Below are 21,311 nucleotides of genomic sequence, written 5' to 3'. Positions count from 1 at the left end.
CGCATCGACGCACCGACCTGTGACTTATCCGGCACGCCTGTGCTGTTTGGGACGAGACCGTTTCTCGACGTACATCCGTTCGTCAGCGGATTTCAACACCTCGTCCGCCGTCATTCCGCAGTGGGCCCACCCGATGCCGAAGCTGGCGCCCACGCGGACGGCCCGCCCGTCGACCCTGATGGGAGGGATGATCGCGTTCCGCAGGCGTACGGCGAGGTCCTGGGCGTCCGCGCGGCCGAGGCCGTCGGCGAGCACGACGAACTCGTCGCCGCCGAGCCGGGCCACCGTGTCGCCGTCCCGGACCCCGTGGGTGAGGCGGCGGGCGACCTCGATGAGAACCTCGTCACCCGCGTTGTGCCCGAACCGGTCGTTGATCGACTTGAAGCCGTCGAGGTCGCAGAAGAGCACCGCGAGCCCCTTGGTGCCGTCGTCCGTCTCGCCCTCCGGGGCGATGGTGTGGACATGGTGGTCGAAGGCCTCGAACGCCTCGGCACCGGCCCGGAAGTCGAAGCCGTGCCCGTTCCCGTCGTAGGCGGGGTGGCCGTTGTCGTCGTACTCGCCGACGAGGTCCGTGTGCCCGTACGCGGCGTCCAGCGAGGCCACCGCGCCCGGCGGCAGGGACTGCGGGCGTCGGCAGAGGCGGGCGCCGAGCCGGGAGCGCAGCTCGGCGGAGTTGGGCAGGCCGGTGAGCGCGTCGTGCGAGGCGCGGTGCGCGAGCTGGAGCTCACGGCGCTTGCGGTCCTCTATGTCCTCGACGTGGGTGAGCAGGAAGCGGGGGCCGTCGGCGGCGTCCGCGACGACGGAGTTGCGCAGATGGACCCAGACGTACGTGCCGTCGCGGCGCCCGAGCCTGAGCTCGGCCCGGCCGCCCTCGGCGGAGGTCCGCAGCAGGGTGCCGATGTCCTCGGGGTGCACGAGGTCGGAGAAGGAGTAGCGGCGCATCGCGGAGGCGGGCCGGCCCAGCAGCCGGCACAGGGCGTCGTTGGTGCGCAGGATGCGGCCGTGCTGGTCGCCGCCCATCTCGGCGATCGCCATGCCGGAGGGGGCGTACTCGAAGGCCTGCCGGAAGGACTCCTCGCTGGCGCGCAGGGCCTGCTGCTCCCGCTCCAGGCGGACCAGGGCGCGCTGCATGTTCGCACGTAGACGCGCGTTGCTGATCGCGATGGCGGCCTGGAAGGCGTACATCTGGAGGGCTTCGCGGCCCCAGGCGCCGGGCCTGCGGCCGTTGCGCGGCTTGTCCACCGACAGGACGCCGATCAGCTCGCCGTGGCCGCCGCCGGAGTTCGGGGTGTACATCGGGGCGAAGAGGCGGTCGGAGGGGTGCCACTCGTCCTCGAAGCGGGGCGCGGGACCGTCGGTGTACCACTGGGGCACGTCGTCCTCGTCCAGGACCCAGCCCTCGGTGTGGGGTATGAACCGCAGGTCGCCCCAGGCCTCGCCCATGGTGAGCCGGCGCTCCCAGGAGGTGCGGGAGCCGACGCGGCCGGTGATGAGGGCCTCGGCGGCCGGGTTCCCGGCGAGAGCGGCGACGACGAGGTCCCCGTCGGGGCGCACGAGGTTGACGCAGGCCAGCTCGTAGCCGAGCCCGGTGACCACGCCGTCGGCGACGGTCTGCAGCGTGTCGGCCAGGCTGCGGGCGGTGTTCATGTCCGCCATCACCTGGTGCAGCTGCCGCAGGGTCGCAAGACGGACGTAGGGCTCCGACTCGGTCTCCATTCGCCCTCCCCTCGAGACCTCGCAGCAACTCCAGGGTTCTCTCGGCGTACTGGGTGCTTTCGGTTCCGTGCTGACTGCTCGGCGCCTCCCGCGAACCCCTTCACGCCGTACTGCTTGGTAGCTTCCCCGCGTAACGCCTCCGCCACTGAATCACAGCGCGCTCCCCACTCGGTACACAGGGTCAACAAAATATGGCCCCTGTGACTCAAGTCACAGCAGAACTTGAGCAATTGAATGGAGTTTCTGCATTTCGGTGTGCGTTTGCCGAATGCATTATTCGACGACTGTGCAGAACCTGTGCACTCCCCGTGTCCACCGAGGGAGTACGGACGAGGGTACGGCCTCCCTCTCCGCCCCCGGACCTAGGTCCCGGTTAGGACCGAGGTCCGATGTGGCGTCCTGGGTGCGGAGGCTAGCGTTTCGGCGTGCTCACGACTCCCCCGGCTCTTCCCGTCACCCCGTCCGTGCATGCTGAGGGGGTGAGCAACGACGAGTTCCGCGCCGCCATGACCCGGCTGGCCGCGGGCGTGGTCCTGGTGACCGCGCACGAGCCCGCGCTGGCCCCGGACGGGCCGCGCGGCGAGGACGTCGGCATGACCGCGACCGCGTTCATGTCCGTCTCCCTGGACCCGCCGCTCGTCCTGGTCAGCCTGCGCGAGGGATCGCGGATGGACGACCTGCTCGACGAACAGCCGCTGTGGGGCGTGTCCGTGCTCGCGGAGAGCCAGCGCCACATCGCCGGCCGCTTCTCCATGAAGGGCCGCATCAGCGACCGGCTCCTCTTCGAGGACATCCCGTACGTCCGCGGCGAGGCGTCCGGGGCGCTCCTGATGGGCGGCGCCCTGGCCACCCTGGAGTGCAGCACCGAGCAGCGGATTCCCGCGGGCGACCACACCCTCGTCATCGGCCGCGTCCTGACCGCCCGGGTACCGAGCGCGGACGGCGGACCCCTGACGTACTTCAAGGGCCGCTACCGGCAGCTGGGCTGACCGGCCCCGCACGCCGTGCGGGGGTGGACACGCCGCGGGCGACCGCGGGCCGGGGCCCGCCCGGCAGCCGGGCGAAAGGGGGCGCTCAGCCCCAGTCGCGGCCCGTGCGTCCGCGCTTGGTCTCGGAGCGGGCCTTCTTCTCGCGCAGCCGGCGTTCGTTGATGCCCCGGGGGATACGGGTGGCGCGGCGCGGCCTGGGCGGCGGCGCGGTGGCCTCGGCGAGCAGGGAGGCGAGACGCACGGCCGCCGTCTCGCGGTTGCGCCACTGGGAGCGGTGCTCGGAGGAGCGCACGCTGACGACCCCGTCGACGAGGCGTCCCTCCAGCTTCGCGAGGGCGCGCTCCTTCCACACGGGCGGCAGCGCCTCGGTGTTCGCGAGGTCGAAGCGGAGCTCGACCTGCGAGTCGCTGGTGTTCACGTGCTGCCCGCCCGGACCGCCGGAGCGCGAGAAACGCCACATGAGCTCGGCCTCGGGCAGGGAGACGGAGCCGCGGATGACATAGGGACCGGACATGCGTTCATGGTCGCCTGCCCGGCCGGTCCGCGTCACCCGTTTTTCCGCGCCTGTCAGGACGAAGACGGGGGGTCCGGGTAAAAATGGTAAAGACAGACGGAACCTCGGGTACCCCCCTTGGCGTTCATAGGGGTGACGGTAGCTTCGTCCCCAGTACGAAGCCCGTACGTCACGAGGGAAGGGACTCCCAACAATGGCTGTAAGCCTGTCCAAGGGTGGCAACGTCTCGCTCACCAAGGAGGCTCCGGGCCTGACCGCCGTCACCGTGGGCCTCGGCTGGGATGTCCGCACCACCACGGGCACCGACTTCGACCTCGACGCCTCGGCCATCGCGGTCAACACCCAGGGCAAGGTCTACTCGGACGCCCACTTCGTCTTCTTCAACAACAAGCAGACCCCGGACAACACCATCGTCCACACCGGTGACAACACCACGGGTGAGGGCGCCGGCGACGACGAGGCGATCAACGTCAACCTGGCGGGCCTCCCCGCCGACATCGACAAGATCGTCTTCCCGGTCTCCATCTACGACGCGGAGACCCGCTCGCAGAACTTCGGCCAGGTCCGCAACGCCTACATCCGCATCGTGAACCAGGCCGGCGGCACCGAGATCGCCCGCTACGACCTCTCCGAGGACGCGGCCACCGAGACCGCCATGGTCTTCGGCGAGCTCTACCGCAACGGCGCGGAGTGGAAGTTCCGCGCGGTCGGCCAGGGTTACGCCTCGGGCCTGGTGGGCATCGCGCAGGACTTCGGCGTCAACGTCTGACGGTCCCGCGCACACGCATGACGAGAAGAGCCCCCGGACTCCGGTTCGCCGGGGGCTCCTCTCGTGCGCGGCTCACGGGTGGGCCGGCTTGCCCTTTCCGTACAGCCAGTCCTTCCAGATCCCGCTGAAGTCCTCGTCCGGCGCGGTCTTCTCGACGTACGCCGTGAAATCGGCCGTGTCCGCGTTCGCGTGGCGGTGCGCGGCGGCCCAGCCCTGGACGATGTCGTAGAAGGTGTCGTCGCCGACCAGTTGGCGGATCTTCTGCAGGACCATCGCCCCCCGGTAGTAGACCGGCGGGTCGGAGATCTGCGCGGCCGAGGGCGGGTCGGCGGGCGGGAAGGCCCAGACCTCGCTGCTGTCGACCGGTTCGTAGTACTCGCCCTTGTAGAGGGAGTCGAAGATCTTCTCGGCCGAGTCGCCGCCGTGGTCCTCCTGCCACAGCCACTCCGCGTAGGTGGCGAAGCCCTCGTTGAGCCACATGTCCCGCCAGGACTTCGGGGTGACCGAGTCGCCGAACCACTGGTGGGCCAGTTCGTGGACCAGGGTCCTGGTGTCGGTGGCGCCGGGGAAGACGGGGCGTGTCTGGGTCTCCAGGGCGTAGCCCGCGTCGTCGGGGCGGTCCACGATCGCCCCGGTGGAGGAGAAGGGGTACGGGCCGAAGTTGTACTCCTCCCAGTCCACGACCTCGGGGATCTGCCCCAGCACCTTCTCGCTCGCCCGCTTCTGGGTCGGGTCCACCGCCACGTAGACCGGCAGTCCGTTCTTCGCCGTCGAGCGGGTGATGTCGTACCGGCCGATCGCGAGCGTCGCCACATAGCTCGCCATGGGTTCGGCGGTGTGCCAGGCGTACGTCGTGCGCCCGTCCTTGGTCGACTCGCGCGTCAGTTCGCCGTTGGAGACCGCCTGGAGGCCCTTCGGGACGGTGATCCTGATGTCGTACGACGCCTTGTCGAAGGGGTGGTGGTCGCCGGGGAACCAGGCCATCGACCCCGTGGGCTCCCCGAGTCCCAGGGCGCCGTCGGCCGTGCGCAGCCAGCCCTCCTTGGAGCCGTCCGCATCGGTGATCGTCCTGGGGACGCCCGAGTAGCGGACCGTCGCGCTGAAGGTCTCCCCCTTGCCGAGGTCGTCGTGCGGGCGCACGGTCAGTTCCTGGCCCGCCCGGCTCCAACCGGCGTCGCGGCCCTCGACGGTGACGTCGGAGACATGCAGCCCGAGCAGGTCGAGGTGGAAGGCGCTGAGGTCCTGCAGGGCCCGCGCGGTGATCTCGGCCTTCCCCGTCAGCCGCTTGTCCTCGGGGTCGTAGGAGAGGGTGAGTCCGTAGTGCGTGACGTCGTACCCGCCGTTGCCCATCTTCGGGAAGTACGGGTCGCCGACGCCGGCCGCGCCGGGTTTTCCGTGCACGTCGTCCCCGCCGCAGGCGGTGAGCCCGGCGACCAGCGCGAGGGCCAGCGCAAAGGGGACGGCGGCGGAAGATCGGGGCACATCCGCGATCCTAGGCCGCCGCTCACCCGCTCACCCGTTCGCGGAGCGCGGCGGTCCCGGTCCGTCCGGAAACCGCCGTCCCGGCACCACGAGGACGGCCGGAAACCACCGCCGCGGTGCCACGGGTCCGGCCGGAAGCCGCCGCCGTGGTGCCCTCCGCAGGGCCGGAAGCCGCTTCCGCAGTGCCCTCCGCAGGGCCGGGAACCGCCTCCCGCGGCCGGCCGGGAAGCGGGCACCCCCCGGCGTGACACCATCACCTCGTGCTCGACATCGGCTACGCCCTCTCCAACCGCTTCCCCGACCCCCCGCAGACCGACTACCGCCGCGCGGACGTCCACGCCCTGCGGCACGACCTGTTCTGCGGCGACGTCTACCTCGCCGACACCAAGACGGACCACGAGGTGTCCACGGGCTGGGGCTGGGTGCCGGTGCTCGACTTCGCGTGGGCACTGTGCGACATCGTGGAGCAGCTCGACCGCGACCCGCTCGGCAGCCGGGCCTCCCGCCCCCAGCAGGCGGAGCTGGACTTCACCGAGTCGACCGACCGCATGCTCTTCGAGCGCCGCTTCGGCTGGGTGGACATCGAGGCCGACTGGATGCCGGGCGACGAGGAGCCGCTGACCTTCTCCCACACCGAGCTCCGCCGCGAGGCCCGTGACTTCCTGCACGACCTGCTCGCGGACCTCACCGACCTGCACGAGGACCTCGCCGAGAACCCGGCGATCTGGACGCTCCAGGCCCGCTTCCCCCGCGTCTCCTAGCCCCGGACGGTCCGCGGCGTCCGTGGGTGCCGGCCGTCGGGAGCCGGGGCCGTCAGGAGCCGCCCGGAGGTCTCAGCCCTCCACCCTGACCCCGAGCGCCGCCGCCAGCACCGGCGCCAGGTCGAGCAGCTGGGCCGTACTGATGACCGCGCCCGCGAGCCGGTCCACGCCCCGCGCGATGTCCAGCTCCGCCGCCGCGCGCAGGTCCACGTCCACGAGAGTGGCCTCGGTGAGGTCCGCTCCCTTCAGGACGCAGTCCACGAACTCCACCCGCTCCAGGCGGGCGCCCCCGAAGTCCGGCTCGACCAGGACACAGCCCTCGAAGACGACGTCCTTGAGCCGCGCCTTGCGCAGATTCAGATAGTCGATCTTCCCGCCGCGCACGACCACCCGCTCCAGGACGGAGCCGTGCAGCTGCACCCCGCCGAGACGGGCGTCGACCAGCTCGACATCGCGCAGGGTCGCCTCGGCGAGATCGGTGCCGACGCCCCGGATGCCGGTGAGGACCGAGTCCAGCACGCGCGCGTGGTGCAGCCGGGTCTCGTCCAGCGCGCAGCCCGTCAGCGCGCAGTCCATGAAGCGGGCTCCCCCGCCGTCCTGCCCGGCGAAGTCCGTCTCCCGGAACTCCAGCCCGTCATAGTCGCCGTCGGGTTCCAGCTCCCCGCCGTCGTACGGCTCCAGCGGGGGCAGCCGCAGCTCCGGCCGCCGTGCCGCCTTCGGTCCCGCCCCCGGCGCCTTCGCGCCCGTCCCGCCGTGCCCGCCCGTCGCTCTCCTCGCCATGGCCCCATCCTGCCCGCCCCCACCGACAACCGGCGCCCGCCTGCGAGAACGCCCCGCATGTCACATTCCGGGCCCGCGTCTCGTCCTGTGTACGGGAAGGCGTTCCGAGGTCTGCGCGACGGCGGCCGTGGCGCCGGCCCACACGTCCGGGAGCACCTTGACCTCAAGCGAACTTGAGGTTGAAGAGTGGATGTTCCACCGACCGTGCGCGACGCCCCCGAACGCCTCACGGAGTGCGCAGGGCCCACGGACCGTACGCGGCCCACGGCCCGCCCGAGGCCCGGGGACCCCGGCGCTGTCTCCGCCTCGTCGATCCCACCGATCCCACCGAACTCACCGACCTTGAGGAGTCCCCGATGTACGCGATCCGTCTGCACGCCTTCGGTCCCGCCGGGAATCTTGTCCACGAGCGGACCGAGGACCCCGAGCCGGGGCCCGGACAGGTCCGCATCGCCGTGGCCGCCGCGGGCGTCCATCTCCTGGACACCGCCCTGCGCGAGGGCATGACGGGCGGCCCGGCGCCCCGGCCCGTCCTGCCGACCGTCCCCGGCCGCGAGGTCGCCGGAACCGTCGAGTCCCTCGGTGAGGGCGTCGCCGGGCTCTGGCTCGGCAGACGCGTCGTCGCCCACCTCGGTTTCGCCCCCGGAGGCTACGCCGAGCTGGCCGTGACGGACGTCGAGCGCCTCCACGACATCCCCGGGAACCTCGACTTCGCACAGGCCGTCGCGATGATCGGGACGGGCCGTACGGTCATGGGGATCGTGCAGTTCGCCGAGCTCGGCCCCTCCTCCGTGGTCGTCGTGCCCGCGGCCGCGGGCGGTGTCGGCACGCTCCTCGTGCAGTACGCGCGCCACACGGGCGCGACCGTGGTGGGCCTGGCGGGCGGCCCGGAGAAGGTGGCGCTGGCCCGCGCGAACGGCGCCGACCCGGCCGTCGACTACACCGATCCCGGCTGGCCGGACAAGGTACGCGCGCACCTCGGCGGCCGGGCGGCGACCGTCGTGCTCGACGGCGTCGGCGGCGATGTCGCCCGGGAGGCCGTCGCGCTGCTCGGCCCCGGCGGCCGGCACCTCGTCTTCGGCTGGTCGGGCGCGGGCCTGCGGGGCGGTTCCCCGTACCTCGTGGACGGGGTGTCCGAGCAGGTGCTCGGCCCCGTGATGATGCGCAGGGCGGGCGGACCCGACCCCGTGCGGACCCTGGAGCTGCGGGCCCTGTCCGAGGCGGCGGCCGGTCGCCTCGTCCCGGCCGTGACCCGTTTCCCCCTCGCCGAGGCCGCCTCGGCGCACCGGGACCTGGAGAACAGGGCCACGATCGGAAAGGTGGTGCTGGAACCATGACCACGAACCGGCGGAACGCGCCCCCGGGGGCGAAATCGCCCAAAGATGCGACTCGTTCCGTTTCATGGTCTTCTGAGCGAATGAGTGTCACCCGGACAGGTGAACCCGAGGCGCCCGTGGGTCCCGACCCGCATCGCTGGTGGGCACTGGTCGTCATCGCGCTCGCCCAGCTGATGGTCGTGCTGGACGCGACGATCGTGAACATCGCGCTCCCGTCCGCCCAGCACGATCTCGGCATGTCCGACGGCAACCGGCAGTGGGTCATCACGGCCTACACGCTGGCCTTCGGCGGCCTGCTGCTGCTCGGGGGCCGCATCGCCGACCTCGTCGGGCGCAAACGCACCTTCGTCATCGGCCTGATCGGCTTCGCCGTCGCGTCGGGGATCGGCGGCGCGGCCACCACGTCCGGCATGCTGTTCGGCGCCCGCGCCCTCCAGGGCACCTTCGCCGCCCTGCTCGCGCCCTCGGCGCTGTCCCTGCTGACCACGACCTTCACCGATCCGAAGGAGCGCGGCAAGGCCTTCGGCATCTACGGGGCGCTGGCCGGCTCGGGCGCGGCGATCGGCTTCATCGTGGGCGGCCTGCTGACGGAGTACCTGAACTGGCGCTGGTGCCTGTACGTCAACATCCCCATCGCGGTCATCGCGGTCTTCGGCGCGTTCGGGCTGCTGCGCGACCGGCCGGGCCACAGGAACGTCCGGCTCGACGTGCCCGGCGCGGTGCTGGGCTGCGGCGGACTGGTGGCGATCGTCTACGGGGTCAGCGAGGCGGACTCCCGCGGCTGGTCGGACCCGCTGGTGCTGAGCCTCATCCTGGGCGGGGCCGCGCTGCTGGCCGTGTTCGTGTGGTGGCAGAACAGGGCACCGAGCCCGCTGCTGCCGCTGCACATCGTCAAGGACCGCAATCGCGCCGGCTGCTTCCTGACGATGGGGCTCGCCGTCGTCGCCCTGTTCGGCATGTTCCTGTTCATGACCTACTACCTGCAGGTCGTCCTCGGGTACTCGCCGGTGAAGACCGGTCTCGCGTTCCTGCCGCTGACCGTCGCGATCATCATCGGTTCGACGCAGATCTCCGCGCGGCTGCTGCCCCGTGTGGCACCGCGCACGCTGATGGTCCCGGGCACGGTCCTCGCCGCCGGCGGCATGGTGATCTTCACTCAGCTCACCGTCGACTCCGACTACACCGGCCAACTGCTGCCGGGTCTGCTCCTGATGGGTCTCGGCATGGGCCTGACCTTCATGCCGGTCTTCGCCACCGCGACCGCCGGGGTCGCCCCGCAGGACGCGGGCGTGACGTCCGCGACGGTCAACACCTCGCAGCAGGTGGGCGGTTCGATCGGGGTGGCCCTGCTGAACACCATCGCCACCACCACCAGCACGGCGTACATCGCCGCCCATCTGCGCAATCCCGCCCAGAAGGCGCTGGTCGTCCAGGAGGGCGTCGTCCACGGCTACACCGTGGCCATCTGGTGGGCCACCGGCATCCTGCTGCTGGCCGGCCTGGTCGCGGGACTCATGGTCACGGCCAAGGCCCCCAGGCGCACGCCGTCGGACGCGACGGTCCCGGAGTCGGTGGCCTGACCGCCGGGCCACCGGGCCCTGCGACCGCCGGCGGCGTCTCTCCCCCGGCTCCGGTTCAGTGGCGCCCCGCCACCCGGTCCGCGATCCGGGCCAGCCGGGACGAGTCCGGGCTGTGGGTGGTCAGTTCGCGGCGGTCGGCCGTGCGGTAGGTCGCGTACATGCCGTGGACGCCGATCCAGCGGAAGGGCTCCGGTTCCCACTTGCGGACCTTGTGGCCGACCCAGGGCAGCTCGGTCAGCCCGGTCGCGCCCGCCTGGCCGGAGTCCTGCCGGACGAGGTCGCGCAGGGTGCGGGCGGCGAGGTTGGTGGTGGCCACGCCGGAGCCGACATAGCCGCCGGCCCAGCCGAGACCGGTCGAGCGGTCCAGGGTGACGGTGGCGCACCAGTCGCGCGGGACCCCGAGGACGCCCGACCAGGCGTGGGAGACCCGGACGCCGGTCAGCGACGGGAAGAGGCGGACGAGGATCTCGTACAGGGCGTCGACGGTGGACTGCTGGGTGCGGCCGTCGTTGTCGGTCCGCGAGCCGAAGCGGTACGGGACTCCGCGGCCGCCGAGCGCGATGCGGCCGTCGGCGGTGCGCTGGGCGTACATGTAGGCGTGCGCCATGTCGCCGAGCGTCTCGCGGCCCTCCCAGCCGATCTCCGCCCACTGGGCGTCCGTCAGCGGCTCCGTCGCGATCATGGAGGAGTTCATCGGCAGCCAGGTCCGCTTCTGGCCCTTGAGGTTCGCGGTGAAGCCCTCGGTGCAGCGCAGGATGTAGGGCGCGCGGACGGTGCCGTACGGGGTCACCGCCTGGCGGGGGCGGATCTCGGTCACCGGCGTCTGTTCGTGGACGGTGACGCCGAGCGCCTCGACGGCGGCGGCGAGGCCCTTGACCAGTTTCACCGGGTGCAGCCGGGCCCCGTGCGGGGTCCAGGTCGAGCCCACCGCGTCCGCGACCCGGATCCGTTCGGCGGTCTCCTTCGCGCCGTACAGCTCGCGGTCCTTCTCGCCGAACGACAGCTCGTGCTCGTGGAAGGCCTTGAGCCGCGCGAGCTGGGCGGGCGTGTACGCCACCTCCAGGACGCCGCCCTGGTGGATGTCGGCCTCGATGCCCTCGTCGGCGGCCACCCGGACGACCTCGTCCACGGTGTCGTTCATGGCCTGCTGGAGCCGTACGGCCGCCTCCTTGCCGTGCAGCTCCGCGTACCGGTCGCGGCCCGCGATGCCGTTGTAGAGCCAGCCGCCGTTGCGCCCCGAGGCTCCGTAGCCGCAGAACTTCTGCTCCAGGACGGTGACGCGCAGGGAGGGGGCCGCCTTCTTCAGGTAGTACGCGGTCCACAGGCCCGTGTAGCCGCCGCCGACCACGACCACGTCGGCACTCGCGTCGCCGGGCAGCGGCTCCCGGGGCGCGGGGAGGCCGTCGTCCGCGTACCAGAAGGAGATGCCACCGTTCACGACCTTGCTCGCCGAGCTGCTCATGGCGGGACGTTAACTCCGGGGAGTGTCGGCTGTCTCCTTCGGATTCCACGCTTTTCCGCGCCCTCTGGTCAACGGATAACAGCCCAGGCCGAGGAGAACGGAGGTGAAATGCCCGAGATCGGTGAACGTGCGGGCGGTGACGAAGGGAATTCCGTACACCGCCAGGACGGCCACCAGATACAGATAGCGCCAGGGCGTCGCGATCCGGTAGGTGAGCACACCGACCACTCCCGCCAGGGCGTAGCTCACCCCGACGTCCAGGGTGTCGACCGCGGAGTGCGGTGCCACGCCGTGCTCGATCGCCCAGAGCAGCGCACCCTCGCTGACCAGCGTCGACAGGACATGCGCGGTCGCGTTGACGGCGAGCCAGCGGGCGGTTCCCAGCCAGTGCTCGGCCGGCGCCTGGAAGACGGTGTACAGGACGGCGTACGGAATCCAGTGCCCGCCGTCGATCCACATCGCGCTCGCGAACAGCACCCGCACCGGGTTGTTCGACAGCTCGTGGATGTTCGTCGAGCGCTGCCGCAGGAAGTCCTCTTCGAAATCCGGAGACATGTGGTGCAGGGCCACGGTGGTGATGAAGAGAATCGTCAGCCAGATGTAGGTGCCCGGCGCTCCGCGCACATACATCCACACCCTGTGGAAAAACCGCTCACCGCGCATGGCCTGCTTCACCCATGCCGGTAGTGTCCCGTATGTGATCGACATTCCGGACGAGCCGCCCGCGTCGCGACCGGATTCCGCCGAAGCGCCGGCCGGACCGCGCCGCGAGAAGCACCGGGGCGGGGACGGCCGCGGCGTTAGCCTCGGCACATGATCCGCACCGCGACCCCCGACGACGTCCCCGTCATCCACGCCCTCATACGCGAACTCGCCGATTACGAGAAGTCCTTGGACGAGGTGAGGGCGACACCGGAGCAGCTGCGTGAGGCGCTGTTCGGGGAGAACCCCGCCGCGTACGCGCACATCGCGCAGGACGACACCACGGGCGAGCCCGTCGGCTTCACCCTGTGGTTCCTGACGTTCTCGACCTGGCGCGGTGTCCACGGCATCTACATGGAGGACCTGTACGTACGCCCCTCGGCGCGCGGCGGCGGCCACGGCAAGGCACTGCTCACGGAGCTGGCACGGATCTGCGCCGAGCGCGGTTACCAGCGTCTGGAGTGGTCCGTCCTGAACTGGAACCGGCCGGCGATCGACTTCTACGAGTCGCTCGGTGCGCGCCCGCAGGACGAGTGGACGGTGTACCGGCTGACGGACGAGGCGCTGGAGTCCCTCGGCGGACGCGGCTGAGGCCCGCGGACGCGGTACGGGTCCTCGACGCCGAACTCGCTGGTGACCGCGCCCCGTGCGCCCTCCTTGGGGCATCTCGAGCCGGACGAGCAGACGGTGCGGACCAAAAGCCGGTCGGGGAAGCGAAAGGACCGGGTCACGGGCCGTGCGCCCGGCCTTCGCCGGAGCCCCTGCCGGATTCGAACAGACGACCTGCGCGCCACGAGCCATCCGGTCTCGCCCATCCGCCGGCCGGCCGGTCGGCGGCGCGCACCCCGGGCCGGATGCCGTGGCCGCGAACCGACGCCCCGTCAGCAGAAGGCGCCCTTCACCTGCGGTGCTCCAATCATCCCCAGCAGTACGCCTCATGACGGTCGATCGCATGTACGACCGCATGAGAACCTACCGTGCGCGGACTTGTCGCCGCGGAAGACGGCGAACACCTCCGACACCCTGACCTGTGCCCGGCACGGCGTGCGCTGTCCCCTCGGTCGAGCATCGCTCGCCGATGAGCCCGAACCGAATCGAATCCCTGGGGGACTGTTGAACTCCATCATCCGCAAAGCGGCGAACCTCGCCGTCGTCGCCGGTGCGGTCGCGGCCGCGTCCATGGCCGGCGCCCCGGCCGCGAACGCGGAGCCGGTCCAGCACGGCTGCGTGTACCCGTACGTCTGCTTCTACGTGAACCGGGCCGCCGTCACGGCCGGTCACCCCGCCGCCAAGTTCCAGGTCGTCACCAGCGGGTTCCAGGACGTCACGTCCCGCGACGCCTACATCGTCCTCAACACCCGCAACGACGACGTGGCCTACCTGCGCAGCAACGCGGGCACGCTCTGCGTCGGGCCGAACACGACCACCGTGATGAGCCCCGGCATCGTCATCGACGGCGTGAGGATCTCCAGCAGCGCGACCTGCTGACGCCACGGCGGACGCACCCCGACCGCACCCGCCCCCTCCGGCATCGCCGCCGTCACGCGACTGAACACAAAAGCCCAGCTCAGACACCGTCCGAGCTGGGCTTTCCGCTGAGCCCCCTGTCGGATTCGAACCGACGACCTACGCATTACAAGTGCGTTGCTCTGGCCATCTGAGCTAAGGAGGCCTGCCGCGCGCCGGGGCGTGCGTGCCCGTGCAGTGTACCCGCGTCACAGCGGAGGCCCGCCGGGAGTTTCCGCGAACTTCACCGGCCCCGGGGTGCTGACAGAACACATGAACGCCAGGTAGCGTCCTGACCCAGTTCACTCACATGGACTACACCACTATGGGCGTTTCCATAGTGGATCACCACCTTTACAACGGATCGTCCGGCACGTTCCTGCCGGTGAAGGGGGCCCATCACCATGGCCACTGTCTCGTTCGACAAGGCGACCCGGATCTACCCGGGTTCCGAGAAGCCCGCCGTCGACGCTCTCGAGATCGACATCGCGGACGGCGAGTTCCTCGTCCTCGTCGGTCCCTCCGGTTGCGGCAAGTCCACCTCGCTCCGCATGCTCGCGGGGCTCGAGGACGTCAACGGCGGCGCGATCCGCATCGGCGACCGCGACGTCACGCACCTGCCGCCCAAGGACCGGGACATCGCGATGGTGTTCCAGAACTACGCGCTGTACCCGCACATGACCGTCGCCGACAACATGGGCTTCGCGCTCAAGATCGCCGGCGTCAACAAGGCCGAGATCCGCCAGAAGGTCGAGGACGCGGCGAAGATCCTCGACCTCACCGAGTACCTCGGCCGCAAGCCGAAGGCCCTCTCCGGCGGTCAGCGCCAGCGTGTCGCCATGGGCCGCGCCATCGTGCGCGAGCCCCAGGTCTTCCTCATGGACGAGCCGCTGTCGAACCTCGACGCCAAGCTCCGCGTCTCCACCCGCACGCAGATCGCCTCGCTGCAGCGCCGCCTCGGCATCACCACGGTGTACGTCACCCACGACCAGGTCGAGGCCATGACCATGGGCGACCGCGTGGCCGTGCTCAAGGACGGGCTGCTCCAGCAGGTCGACTCGCCGCGCAACATGTACGACCGCCCGGCCAACCTCTTCGTCGCCGGCTTCATCGGCTCCCCGGCCATGAACCTGGTCGAGGTCCCGATCACCGACGGCGGCGTGAAGTTCGGCAACAGCGTCGTCCCGGTCAACCGCGAGGCCCTCAAGGCCGCCGCCGACAAGGGCGACCGCACGGTCACCGTCGGCGTCCGCCCCGAGCACTTCGACGTCGTCGAGCACAACGGCGAGGCCGCCAAGTCGCTCTCCAAGGACACCGAGGACGCCCCGGCCGGTCTGGCCGTCTCCGTGAACGTCGTCGAGGAGCTCGGCGCCGACGGCTACGTCTACGGCTCCGCCAAGGTCGGCGACGAGCACAAGGACCTCGTCGTCCGCGTCAGCGGCCGCTCCGTCCCGGACAAGGGCGCCACGCTGCACGTCGTCCCGCGCCCGGGCGAGATCCACGTGTTCTCCACCTCGACGGGCGAGCGCCTGTCCGACTGACGTCCGCGTCATCCGGGCGGAAGCGCACACCCCGTAAGGGTTGAATTCACCCATGTTGACGAAGAGGGCCCCGCGGCCGGCCGCGGGGCCCTCTTCGTTGTCGACAAATACCCCGGCAGACCGGGCATTTCGACCCCGCGCAACTCCCGCACGACCCCCGCGCGTCAACCCACTACCCAGAAAAGCCAGTTTCCCCGTCCCTCGAACCGGTGACTAAATGTCGCCAAATCATCACCCCGCGCTACCCTCACTCGCGTGAAGCACTCCACCACTAACCAGCGGACCCGGCGTGGCCGTGGCCCCGCCCGCCAGATCGGCCGCACCCTCGCCCTCGTTCTGCCTGTCGTCCTGGTGCTCTCCGGGACTCTCGCGGTCACCCAAGTCAACTGGTCGGGGAATCCCTCGAGCTCGGTGCTCACCGCGTCCTCCGAGGAGGTCTCGACGCGAGCCGTCTCCCGCGCCCCGCAGGACGTCCTGCGCGACAAACTGCTCCTGGAACTACAGGAGAAGAACCCGGGCGTGGCCCTCACCCACCTCCAGCAGGCGGTGAACGGCCGCCCGTCGCTCGCGAAGCACTGCGTCTCCATCGCCCGCTCCCTGGGCCGCGCCGCGGTCCGCGCGTACGGACCGACGCGCGCCCAGTCCTTCGCCCGGCCGGTCTGCGACACGGCGTTCGCCTCGGGGGTCGCAGCGACCCATCTCTGAGATCACCGCTTCCGGTCCGCCCGGTAACAGCTCATTAAGGAACCGTTGCCGCGGGAAACCGCGTGCGGGGCGCCACGTACAGTTCGGACATGACCGATCCGAACGCCGCGTCGCGCCCCGTTCAAGCCGTCGTCCTGGCCGGCGGCCAGGGCTCCCGGCTGCGTCCCTACACCGACGACCGGCCCAAGCCGATGGTCGAGATCCCCGGCACCGGGACACCGATCATCGGCCACCAGCTGACCTGGCTCGCCGAAGAGGGCGTGACCGACGTCGTCGTCTCCTGCGGTCATCTCGCCGACGTCCTGCAGAAGTGGCTGGACTCGGCCGACCTCCCGCTCTCCGTCACGACGGTCGTCGAGACGGAGCCCCTCGGCCGCGGCGGCGGCCTCAAGTACGCCGCCGCGCACCTGCCGCGCCCCGACCTGCCCTGGTACGCGACCAACGGTGACATCTGGACCCGTTTCTCGCTGCGCGACATGGCGGACTTCCACACCGAGCGCGACGCCGTCGCCACGCTCGCGCTGGCCCGCCCCCGCATCCCGTGGGGCGCCGTCAAGACGGACGGCTTCGGTCACATCACGGACTTCATCGAGGCCCCGCCGTCCACGTTCGAGATCAACGCGGGCGTGTACGTCTTCTCGCCCGAGTTCACCGACATGCTCCCCGAGCGCGGTGACCACGAGCGCACCACGTTCCCGCGCCTGGCCCGCGAGCGCCGGCTGTCCGGCTTCCCGATCCCGCAGGGCGCGTACTGGCGCGCCATCGACACGGCCAAGGACCTCACGGAGGCGGCGAAGGAACTCGCGGCCCTGGGCCGCTAGAGACGGCCGCCCAAGACACCGGAGACCGCCTTCACGGCCCTGCGAGGACCCGTACAGGCCGAGGGAAGCCGCCCCGGCGCCAGGAGCGGGCAGGGCTCCGCGCACACGGCACGACGGAAGGGCCCCGCACACGGTGTGCGGGGCCCTTCCGTCGTCGTGCCCGCCCGGGACGGCGGTGGACCTCAGCCCAGCAGGCCGCCCACCAGGCCCGGCTGGCCGGTGGACGAACTCCCGCCGGTCGAGGTGCCGCTCCCGGTGCCCGTACCGCCGGTTCCCGCGGCGCCGCCGCCGCTGCCGCCCGTCGCCGTACCGCCGCTGCTGGAGGGACCCGCGCCGGTGCTCGGGGTCCGGCCGACCGGCGAGGACTGCTGGGGCGGGGCCTGGCCGCCGCCCTGGGTCTGGCTGGGCTGCTGCCCGCTGCCGGACGGGTCGGTCTCCTGCGTCGCGCCCGGTGTGTCCGCCGGCTGCGACGGGGTCGCGGAACTGCTGTGGGTGGGCGGGACGGAGGACGAGGGGGTGGCCTTCCGGTGCCGCTCACCGGGCGTCCGCGGAAGCGGGGAGCCGGGCAGTTCGTTGCGCGGGGCCTCGCCGGGACCGGGGACGACGATCCGGCTGGAGTCGCGGACCGCACCGCCGAGGAGCGAACCGACGAGCAGGGTCAGACCCACGACGACGGCCGCCAGCAGCGCGCCGCGCCGCAGCACGCGAGAGCGCAGGTCCCAGATGTCGGCGCGCGGACCGAGCGTCCGCCAGGCCTCGCTGGAGAGCCGTCCGTCGGCGGAGTAGACCGGGGCACCCGCGATGATCAGCGGGGACCAGGCGGCGAGGTAGATGATGTCGGGCGCGTCGTACACGGGCACCGTCTTCCAGCTGACGGTGACGATGAGCGCCGCCGACAGCATCGCGCCGACGACGGCCGCCACCCGCTGCCACAGCCCGAGCACGGTCAGAACGCCGACGATGACCTGGAAGAAGGCGATGACGAGTCCGGAGCCGACGGGGTGCTGGAGCGCGAACTGCCGCAGCGGCTCGGCGACTTCCCACGGGTGCAGTGTGTTGAGCCACTTCACCATGGAGCCGCGCTTGCCGCCGTCGAAGTAGACCGGGTCGCAGAGCTTGCCCATGCCGGCGTAGGCGGAGATGAAGCCGAGGAAGACGCGCAGCGGAAGCAGCACGACGCCGAGGTTCATGCGGCGACCGGGGTGATAGGCGTGCCGGACCGAGTCCGAGCCGCGCCGCCGGGCGGGGGCGGCGCCCTCCGCCGTGTCGAGGCGGTCGTCCTCGTAGCCGTCGTCGTCCCCGAAGTCGGCGTCCGGGTAAGCGTGTTCGCCGTAGGGCGGCTCGCCGTACGACGACCGGCCGTACCGCGGTTCGTCGTAGGCACTGCCCACGCCGCGCATCCGGGGCAGCAGCCGCTGCTCGTCGCCGAGGGGGGTGCGCCGGCTGCCGACGAGGGGCGTCTCGACCGTGTCGACGGTCAGGTCGCCCGCGTAGCCGCCCTGTGCGCCGATCCGCGGGATGACCTGGGTCGAACCGGCGTCGGGCGTGGGCCCGGTGGAGCCGTGGGGCACGCCCGCGCTCCGTACGGCCTGGAGCAGGCGGTGGGCGCCGGTGTCGTCCGGCGCGGACTTCCCGCTCCAGACGACGGGCGCACGGCGGCGAGCCCCGCCGGCCGGACCGGCCCCGCCCGCTCGGCCCGGCGCGCCGGTGCCGGGAGAGCCCGAGTGCCGCGCGATGCGCGGGGACGGGCCCCGTGACGCACCCGCCAACTGGACGCGGAAGCTCGCATGGTTGACGATGACCTGCGCCGGATCGCTCGGCACCTTCACCATGCTCAGCGCGGGAACGTCGTCGAATCCCGACGAGCGGTCCCCCGTGGGTGTGCGGGGTGTTCTGGTGTCCACACTCATCTAACCGAGTGACGTGTGGTTAGGACACTGCTTTGACCACGCCGAACTGTCCGGACCGCGTCAAGATCGTCCCGAACAGCCCGATCACACCACGAGGGTGACCGCCCGCACGTCCGTTCAGGCGCGGCGGCGCGCGGCCTCGTACAGCACAACTCCCGCCGCCACACCGGCGTTCAGCGACTCCGCGCCACCGGGCATCGGGATCCGCACCCGGAAGTCGCAGGTCTCGCCGACGAGTCGGGACAGGCCCTTGCCCTCACTGCCGACGACGATGACGACGGGGCCGCCCAGGGCCTCCAGTTCACCGACCTCGGTCTCACCGTCGGCGGCCAGACCGACCACCACGAGACCGGCCTTCTTGTACGCCTCCAGGGCGCGCGTCAGGTTGGCGGCGCGCGCGACGGGCGTACGGGCGGCGGCACCGGCCGACGTCTTCCAGGCACCGGCGGTCATGCCGGCCGCGCGCCGCTCGGGCACGACGACGCCGTGGCCGCCGAAGGCGGAGGCCGAACGGACGACCGCGCCGAGGTTGCGCGGGTCGGTCACGCCGTCGAGGGCGACGATCAGCGGGTCCTGGCCCTCGTCGTACGCGGCGGCGGCGAGGTCCTCGGGGTGCGCGTACTCGTACGGCGGGACCTGGAGGACGAGGCCCTGGTGGTTGAGCCCGTTGGTCATGCGGTCCAGCTCGGGACGCGGGGCCTCCATCAGGTGGATGCCGCCGCGCTCGGCGACGAGCTGGAGCGCCTCGCGGACCCGCTCGTCGTTGTCGATGAACTGCTGGACGTACAGCGTCGTCGCGGGGACGCCCTCGCGCAGCGCCTCGACGACGGGGTTGCGGCCGACGACCATCTCGGACGTGCCCTTGCCGCCACGGCCGCGGGGCGCGGGGCGGCGGACGGCCTGCTTCGCCTTGGCGCCCGCGATGCGGTTCTTCTTGTGGCCCTTGCGCATCTCGGCGGGCGGGGTCGGGCCCTTGCCCTCCAGGCCCCGGCGCCGCTGGCCGCCACTGCCGACCTGCGCGCCCTTCTTGCCGGACATGCGGCGGTTGTTAGCAGCCATGACCTACCTGTCTGTGTGAGACGTGCGTGCGTACGTATATGAAGTGTGCCGCCCGGAGGTCCGGGCGGCACAATCGATCAAGGCCGACCGGGGTCGGCCGGGCCCGCCGGAGCGGGCGCTCAGCGCGGTCCGAGCGTCCAGCGCGGCCCCTGCGGGCCGTCCTCGACGACCAGGCCGGACTGGTTGAGCTGGTCGCGGATGGCGTCCGCGGCGGCCCAGTCCTTGCGGGCGCGGGCGGCCTCGCGCTGGTCGAGGACCATGTGGACGAGGGTGTCGACGACACCGTGCAGATCGTCGCCGCGGTCGCCGTCCTCGGCCCACTGCGGGTCGAGCGGGTCGAGTCCGAGGACGCCGAGCATGGCCCGCACCTCGGCGAGGCGCGCCACGGCGGCTTCCTTGTCGTCGGCGGCCAGGGCGGAGTTCCCCTGGCGGACCGTCGTGTGCACGATGGCCAGCGCCTGGGGGACGCCCAGGTCGTCGTCCATCGCCTCGGCGAACGCGGGCGGCACCTCGGCGGCGGGCTCGACGACGCCCCCCGCCTTCTCGACCACCCGCTGCACGAAGCCCTCGATGCGCGCGAACGCCGACTCGGCGTCGCGCAGGGCCTCCTTGCTGTACTCGATCATGGAGCGGTAGTGCGGGGTGCCGAGGTAGTAGCGCAGCACGATGGGGCGCCACTCCTTGATCATCGTCGAGACGAGGACCGAGTTCCCGAGGGACTTGGACATCTTGTCGCCCTTGAGCGTGACCCAGGCGTTGTGCACCCAGTACTTCGCGAACTCGTCCCCGAACGCCTTGGCCTGGGCGATCTCGTTCTCGTGGTGCGGGAAGATCAGGTCGATCCCGCCGCCGTGGACGTCGAAGGCGGTGCCCAGGTACTTGTGGGCCATGGCCGAGCACTCCAGGTGCCAGCCCGGACGGCCGCGGCCCCAGGGCGTCTCCCAGCTCGGCTCGCCCGGCTTCACGGCCTTCCACATGGCGAAGTCACGCGGGTCGCGCTTGCCGGTCTCGCCCTCGCCGGACGGCTGGAGCAGGTTGTCGAGCTCCTGGTTGGAGAGCTGGAGATAGCCCTCGAACGACCGCACGTCGAAGTAGACGTTCCCGTCGGCCGCGTACGCGTGGCCGCGCTCGATGAGCCCGCGCATCATCTCGATCATCTCGGGGACATGACCGGTGGCCCGGGGCTCGTACGTGGGCGGCAGGCAGCCGAGCGCGTCGTAACCGTCGTTGAAGGCACGCTCGTTCTCGTAGCCGATGGACCACCAGGGACGGCCCTCGGTGGCCGACTTGGCGATGATCTTGTCGTCGATGTCCGTGACGTTCCTGACGAACGTCACGTCGTAGCCGCGGTACGCGAACCAGCGGCGCATGATGTCGAAGTTGAGGCCCGAGCGGATGTGCCCGATGTGCGGTGCGGCCTGCACGGTCGCGCCACACAGGTAGATCGAGACACAACCCGGCACGAGCGGGGCGAAGTCACGGATCTGCCGGGCGCTGGTGTCGTACAGGCGAATAGTCACCACTCCAGGGTAGTGGGCGCAGGGCAGTGCCCCACGCCCCTTCCCCCGGCAAGGCCATGTATTCGTGACATACGGGGGAGTCGGGGGATGTGCGAGGGAGCATCGGGGGACTTCCCCGGCAACCCCGAAGCACCCGGATGACCCGGATGGCGGTTCC

19 protein-coding genes and 1 tRNA gene are annotated in these 21,311 nt (G+C 71.3%); 10 read left to right on the top strand and 10 right to left on the bottom strand.

Annotated elements, in window-relative coordinates; all coding sequences use genetic code 11:
- Window positions 1-24: 24 nt before the first annotated feature.
- On the bottom strand, window positions 25-1,716 hold the full coding sequence (cdgB, locus tag ACH4S8_RS21140; RefSeq protein WP_398396156.1) for a diguanylate cyclase CdgB: 1,692 nt from the start codon (window positions 1,714-1,716) through the stop codon (window positions 25-27).
- Window positions 1,717-2,222: 506 nt separating this feature from the next.
- On the opposite strand from cdgB, the gene ACH4S8_RS21135 reads away from it, so the two are divergent.
- Window positions 2,223-2,705 (top strand): flavin reductase family protein, encoded by a 483-nt coding sequence (locus ACH4S8_RS21135; RefSeq protein ID WP_392973374.1) that lies wholly within the window; start codon window positions 2,223-2,225, stop codon window positions 2,703-2,705.
- Between the two features lie 85 nt (window positions 2,706-2,790).
- On the opposite strand, the gene arfB is transcribed toward ACH4S8_RS21135, so the two are convergent.
- On the bottom strand, window positions 2,791-3,219 hold the full coding sequence (gene arfB, locus ACH4S8_RS21130) for an alternative ribosome rescue aminoacyl-tRNA hydrolase ArfB (protein ID WP_398396154.1): 429 nt from the start codon (window positions 3,217-3,219) through the stop codon (window positions 2,791-2,793).
- A gap of 193 nt (window positions 3,220-3,412) precedes the next feature.
- Between arfB and ACH4S8_RS21125 the strand changes: the two genes are divergently transcribed.
- Window positions 3,413-3,988: a TerD family protein gene (locus ACH4S8_RS21125; protein ID WP_339130105.1), complete on the top strand. Its 576-nt coding sequence runs from the start codon at window positions 3,413-3,415 to the stop codon at window positions 3,986-3,988.
- A 72-nt stretch (window positions 3,989-4,060) separates the two neighbouring features.
- Here the strand turns inward: ACH4S8_RS21125 and ACH4S8_RS21120 are convergent, their stop codons facing one another.
- Window positions 4,061-5,470: a M1 family metallopeptidase gene (locus ACH4S8_RS21120; RefSeq protein ID WP_398396151.1), complete on the bottom strand. Its 1,410-nt coding sequence runs from the start codon at window positions 5,468-5,470 to the stop codon at window positions 4,061-4,063.
- Between the two features lie 260 nt (window positions 5,471-5,730).
- Between ACH4S8_RS21120 and ACH4S8_RS21115 the strand changes: the two genes are divergently transcribed.
- Entirely contained in the window at window positions 5,731-6,231 is a 501-nt protein-coding gene (locus ACH4S8_RS21115) for a hypothetical protein (RefSeq protein ID WP_398396149.1), read from the top strand.
- A gap of 72 nt (window positions 6,232-6,303) precedes the next feature.
- Here ACH4S8_RS21115 and ACH4S8_RS21110 read toward each other — a convergent pair whose 3' ends face one another.
- Window positions 6,304-7,011 carry a pentapeptide repeat-containing protein gene (locus ACH4S8_RS21110; protein ID WP_398396147.1) on the bottom strand — a complete coding sequence of 236 codons (708 nt, stop codon included), beginning with the start codon at window positions 7,009-7,011 and terminating at the stop codon, window positions 6,304-6,306.
- 356 nt (window positions 7,012-7,367) lie between these two features.
- Between ACH4S8_RS21110 and ACH4S8_RS21105 the strand changes: the two genes are divergently transcribed.
- Window positions 7,368-8,348 (top strand): zinc-binding dehydrogenase, encoded by a 981-nt coding sequence (locus ACH4S8_RS21105; protein WP_398396145.1) that lies wholly within the window; start codon window positions 7,368-7,370, stop codon window positions 8,346-8,348.
- An 80-nt stretch (window positions 8,349-8,428) separates the two neighbouring features.
- Window positions 8,429-9,928 carry an MFS transporter gene (locus tag ACH4S8_RS21100; protein ID WP_398396143.1) on the top strand — a complete coding sequence of 500 codons (1,500 nt, stop codon included), beginning with the start codon at window positions 8,429-8,431 and terminating at the stop codon, window positions 9,926-9,928.
- A gap of 55 nt (window positions 9,929-9,983) precedes the next feature.
- Here ACH4S8_RS21100 and ACH4S8_RS21095 read toward each other — a convergent pair whose 3' ends face one another.
- Window positions 9,984-11,390 (bottom strand): NAD(P)/FAD-dependent oxidoreductase, encoded by a 1,407-nt coding sequence (locus ACH4S8_RS21095; RefSeq protein ID WP_398396141.1) that lies wholly within the window; start codon window positions 11,388-11,390, stop codon window positions 9,984-9,986.
- A gap of 9 nt (window positions 11,391-11,399) precedes the next feature.
- Complete coding sequence (locus ACH4S8_RS21090; protein ID WP_398396691.1) at window positions 11,400-12,053, bottom strand: rhomboid-like protein; 654 nt, start codon at window positions 12,051-12,053, stop codon at window positions 11,400-11,402.
- Between the two features lie 150 nt (window positions 12,054-12,203).
- Between ACH4S8_RS21090 and ACH4S8_RS21085 the strand changes: the two genes are divergently transcribed.
- Together ACH4S8_RS21085 and ACH4S8_RS21080 are read left to right on the top strand one after the other, a co-directional pair.
- Window positions 12,204-12,683 carry a GNAT family N-acetyltransferase gene (locus tag ACH4S8_RS21085; RefSeq protein ID WP_398396139.1) on the top strand — a complete coding sequence of 160 codons (480 nt, stop codon included), beginning with the start codon at window positions 12,204-12,206 and terminating at the stop codon, window positions 12,681-12,683.
- A gap of 522 nt (window positions 12,684-13,205) precedes the next feature.
- A complete protein-coding gene (locus tag ACH4S8_RS21080; protein ID WP_398396137.1) occupies window positions 13,206-13,580 on the top strand; it encodes a hypothetical protein in 375 nt (124 codons plus the stop codon).
- Between the two features lie 110 nt (window positions 13,581-13,690).
- Here ACH4S8_RS21080 and ACH4S8_RS21075 read toward each other — a convergent pair.
- Window positions 13,691-13,764 (bottom strand) — tRNA-Thr (locus tag ACH4S8_RS21075).
- A gap of 238 nt (window positions 13,765-14,002) precedes the next feature.
- Between ACH4S8_RS21075 and ACH4S8_RS21070 the strand changes: the two genes are divergently transcribed.
- The 3 genes from ACH4S8_RS21070 to ACH4S8_RS21060 all read left to right on the top strand — a co-directional run bounded on the left by ACH4S8_RS21070 (window position 14,003) and on the right by ACH4S8_RS21060 (window position 16,665).
- Window positions 14,003-15,139 carry a sn-glycerol-3-phosphate ABC transporter ATP-binding protein UgpC gene (locus ACH4S8_RS21070; protein ID WP_339130151.1) on the top strand — a complete coding sequence of 379 codons (1,137 nt, stop codon included), beginning with the start codon at window positions 14,003-14,005 and terminating at the stop codon, window positions 15,137-15,139.
- A 255-nt stretch (window positions 15,140-15,394) separates the two neighbouring features.
- On the top strand, window positions 15,395-15,844 hold the full coding sequence (locus ACH4S8_RS21065) for a hypothetical protein (RefSeq protein ID WP_398396134.1): 450 nt from the start codon (window positions 15,395-15,397) through the stop codon (window positions 15,842-15,844).
- An 89-nt stretch (window positions 15,845-15,933) separates the two neighbouring features.
- A complete protein-coding gene (locus ACH4S8_RS21060) occupies window positions 15,934-16,665 on the top strand; it encodes an NDP-sugar synthase (protein WP_398396132.1) in 732 nt (243 codons plus the stop codon).
- Window positions 16,666-16,847: 182 nt separating this feature from the next.
- Here the strand turns inward: ACH4S8_RS21060 and ACH4S8_RS21055 are convergent, their stop codons facing one another.
- The 3 genes from ACH4S8_RS21055 to cysS all read right to left on the bottom strand — a co-directional run bounded on the left by ACH4S8_RS21055 (window position 16,848) and on the right by cysS (window position 21,154).
- Window positions 16,848-18,569: a DoxX family protein gene (locus ACH4S8_RS21055; RefSeq protein WP_398396689.1), complete on the bottom strand. Its 1,722-nt coding sequence runs from the start codon at window positions 18,567-18,569 to the stop codon at window positions 16,848-16,850.
- Between the two features lie 123 nt (window positions 18,570-18,692).
- Complete coding sequence (gene rlmB / locus ACH4S8_RS21050; RefSeq protein WP_398396130.1) at window positions 18,693-19,634, bottom strand: 23S rRNA (guanosine(2251)-2'-O)-methyltransferase RlmB; 942 nt, start codon at window positions 19,632-19,634, stop codon at window positions 18,693-18,695.
- Between the two features lie 119 nt (window positions 19,635-19,753).
- Window positions 19,754-21,154, bottom strand: coding sequence for a cysteine--tRNA ligase (gene cysS, locus ACH4S8_RS21045; protein WP_398396128.1), 1,401 nt, complete (start codon window positions 21,152-21,154; stop codon window positions 19,754-19,756).
- Between the last annotated feature and the right edge of the window lie 157 nt (window positions 21,155-21,311).

This window comes from Streptomyces sp. NPDC021080, from assembly GCF_044333225.1.
Classification (GTDB): Bacteria; Actinomycetota; Actinomycetes; order Streptomycetales; family Streptomycetaceae; genus Streptomyces.
The sequence above is the reverse complement of the archived record's forward strand: the minus strand, read 5'-3'. Positions and strand labels throughout refer to the sequence as shown.

Coding starts and splice junctions, on each gene's coding strand:
- ACH4S8_RS21090 (WP_398396691.1), bottom strand. CDS start 12,053: ATGCGCGGTGAGCGGTTTTTCCACAGGGTGTGGATGTATGTGCGCGGA.
- ACH4S8_RS21085 (WP_398396139.1), top strand. CDS start 12,204: ATGATCCGCACCGCGACCCCCGACGACGTCCCCGTCATCCACGCCCTC.
- ACH4S8_RS21070 (WP_339130151.1), top strand. CDS start 14,003: ATGGCCACTGTCTCGTTCGACAAGGCGACCCGGATCTACCCGGGTTCC.
- ACH4S8_RS21100 (WP_398396143.1), top strand. CDS start 8,429: ATGAGTGTCACCCGGACAGGTGAACCCGAGGCGCCCGTGGGTCCCGAC.
- ACH4S8_RS21060 (WP_398396132.1), top strand. CDS start 15,934: ATGACCGATCCGAACGCCGCGTCGCGCCCCGTTCAAGCCGTCGTCCTG.
- arfB (WP_398396154.1), bottom strand. CDS start 3,219: ATGTCCGGTCCCTATGTCATCCGCGGCTCCGTCTCCCTGCCCGAGGCC.
- rlmB (WP_398396130.1), bottom strand. CDS start 19,634: ATGGCTGCTAACAACCGCCGCATGTCCGGCAAGAAGGGCGCGCAGGTC.
- cdgB (WP_398396156.1), bottom strand. CDS start 1,716: ATGGAGACCGAGTCGGAGCCCTACGTCCGTCTTGCGACCCTGCGGCAG.
- ACH4S8_RS21105 (WP_398396145.1), top strand. CDS start 7,368: ATGTACGCGATCCGTCTGCACGCCTTCGGTCCCGCCGGGAATCTTGTC.
- ACH4S8_RS21095 (WP_398396141.1), bottom strand. CDS start 11,390: ATGAGCAGCTCGGCGAGCAAGGTCGTGAACGGTGGCATCTCCTTCTGG.
- ACH4S8_RS21135 (WP_392973374.1), top strand. CDS start 2,223: ATGACCCGGCTGGCCGCGGGCGTGGTCCTGGTGACCGCGCACGAGCCC.
- ACH4S8_RS21125 (WP_339130105.1), top strand. CDS start 3,413: ATGGCTGTAAGCCTGTCCAAGGGTGGCAACGTCTCGCTCACCAAGGAG.
- ACH4S8_RS21110 (WP_398396147.1), bottom strand. CDS start 7,011: ATGGCGAGGAGAGCGACGGGCGGGCACGGCGGGACGGGCGCGAAGGCG.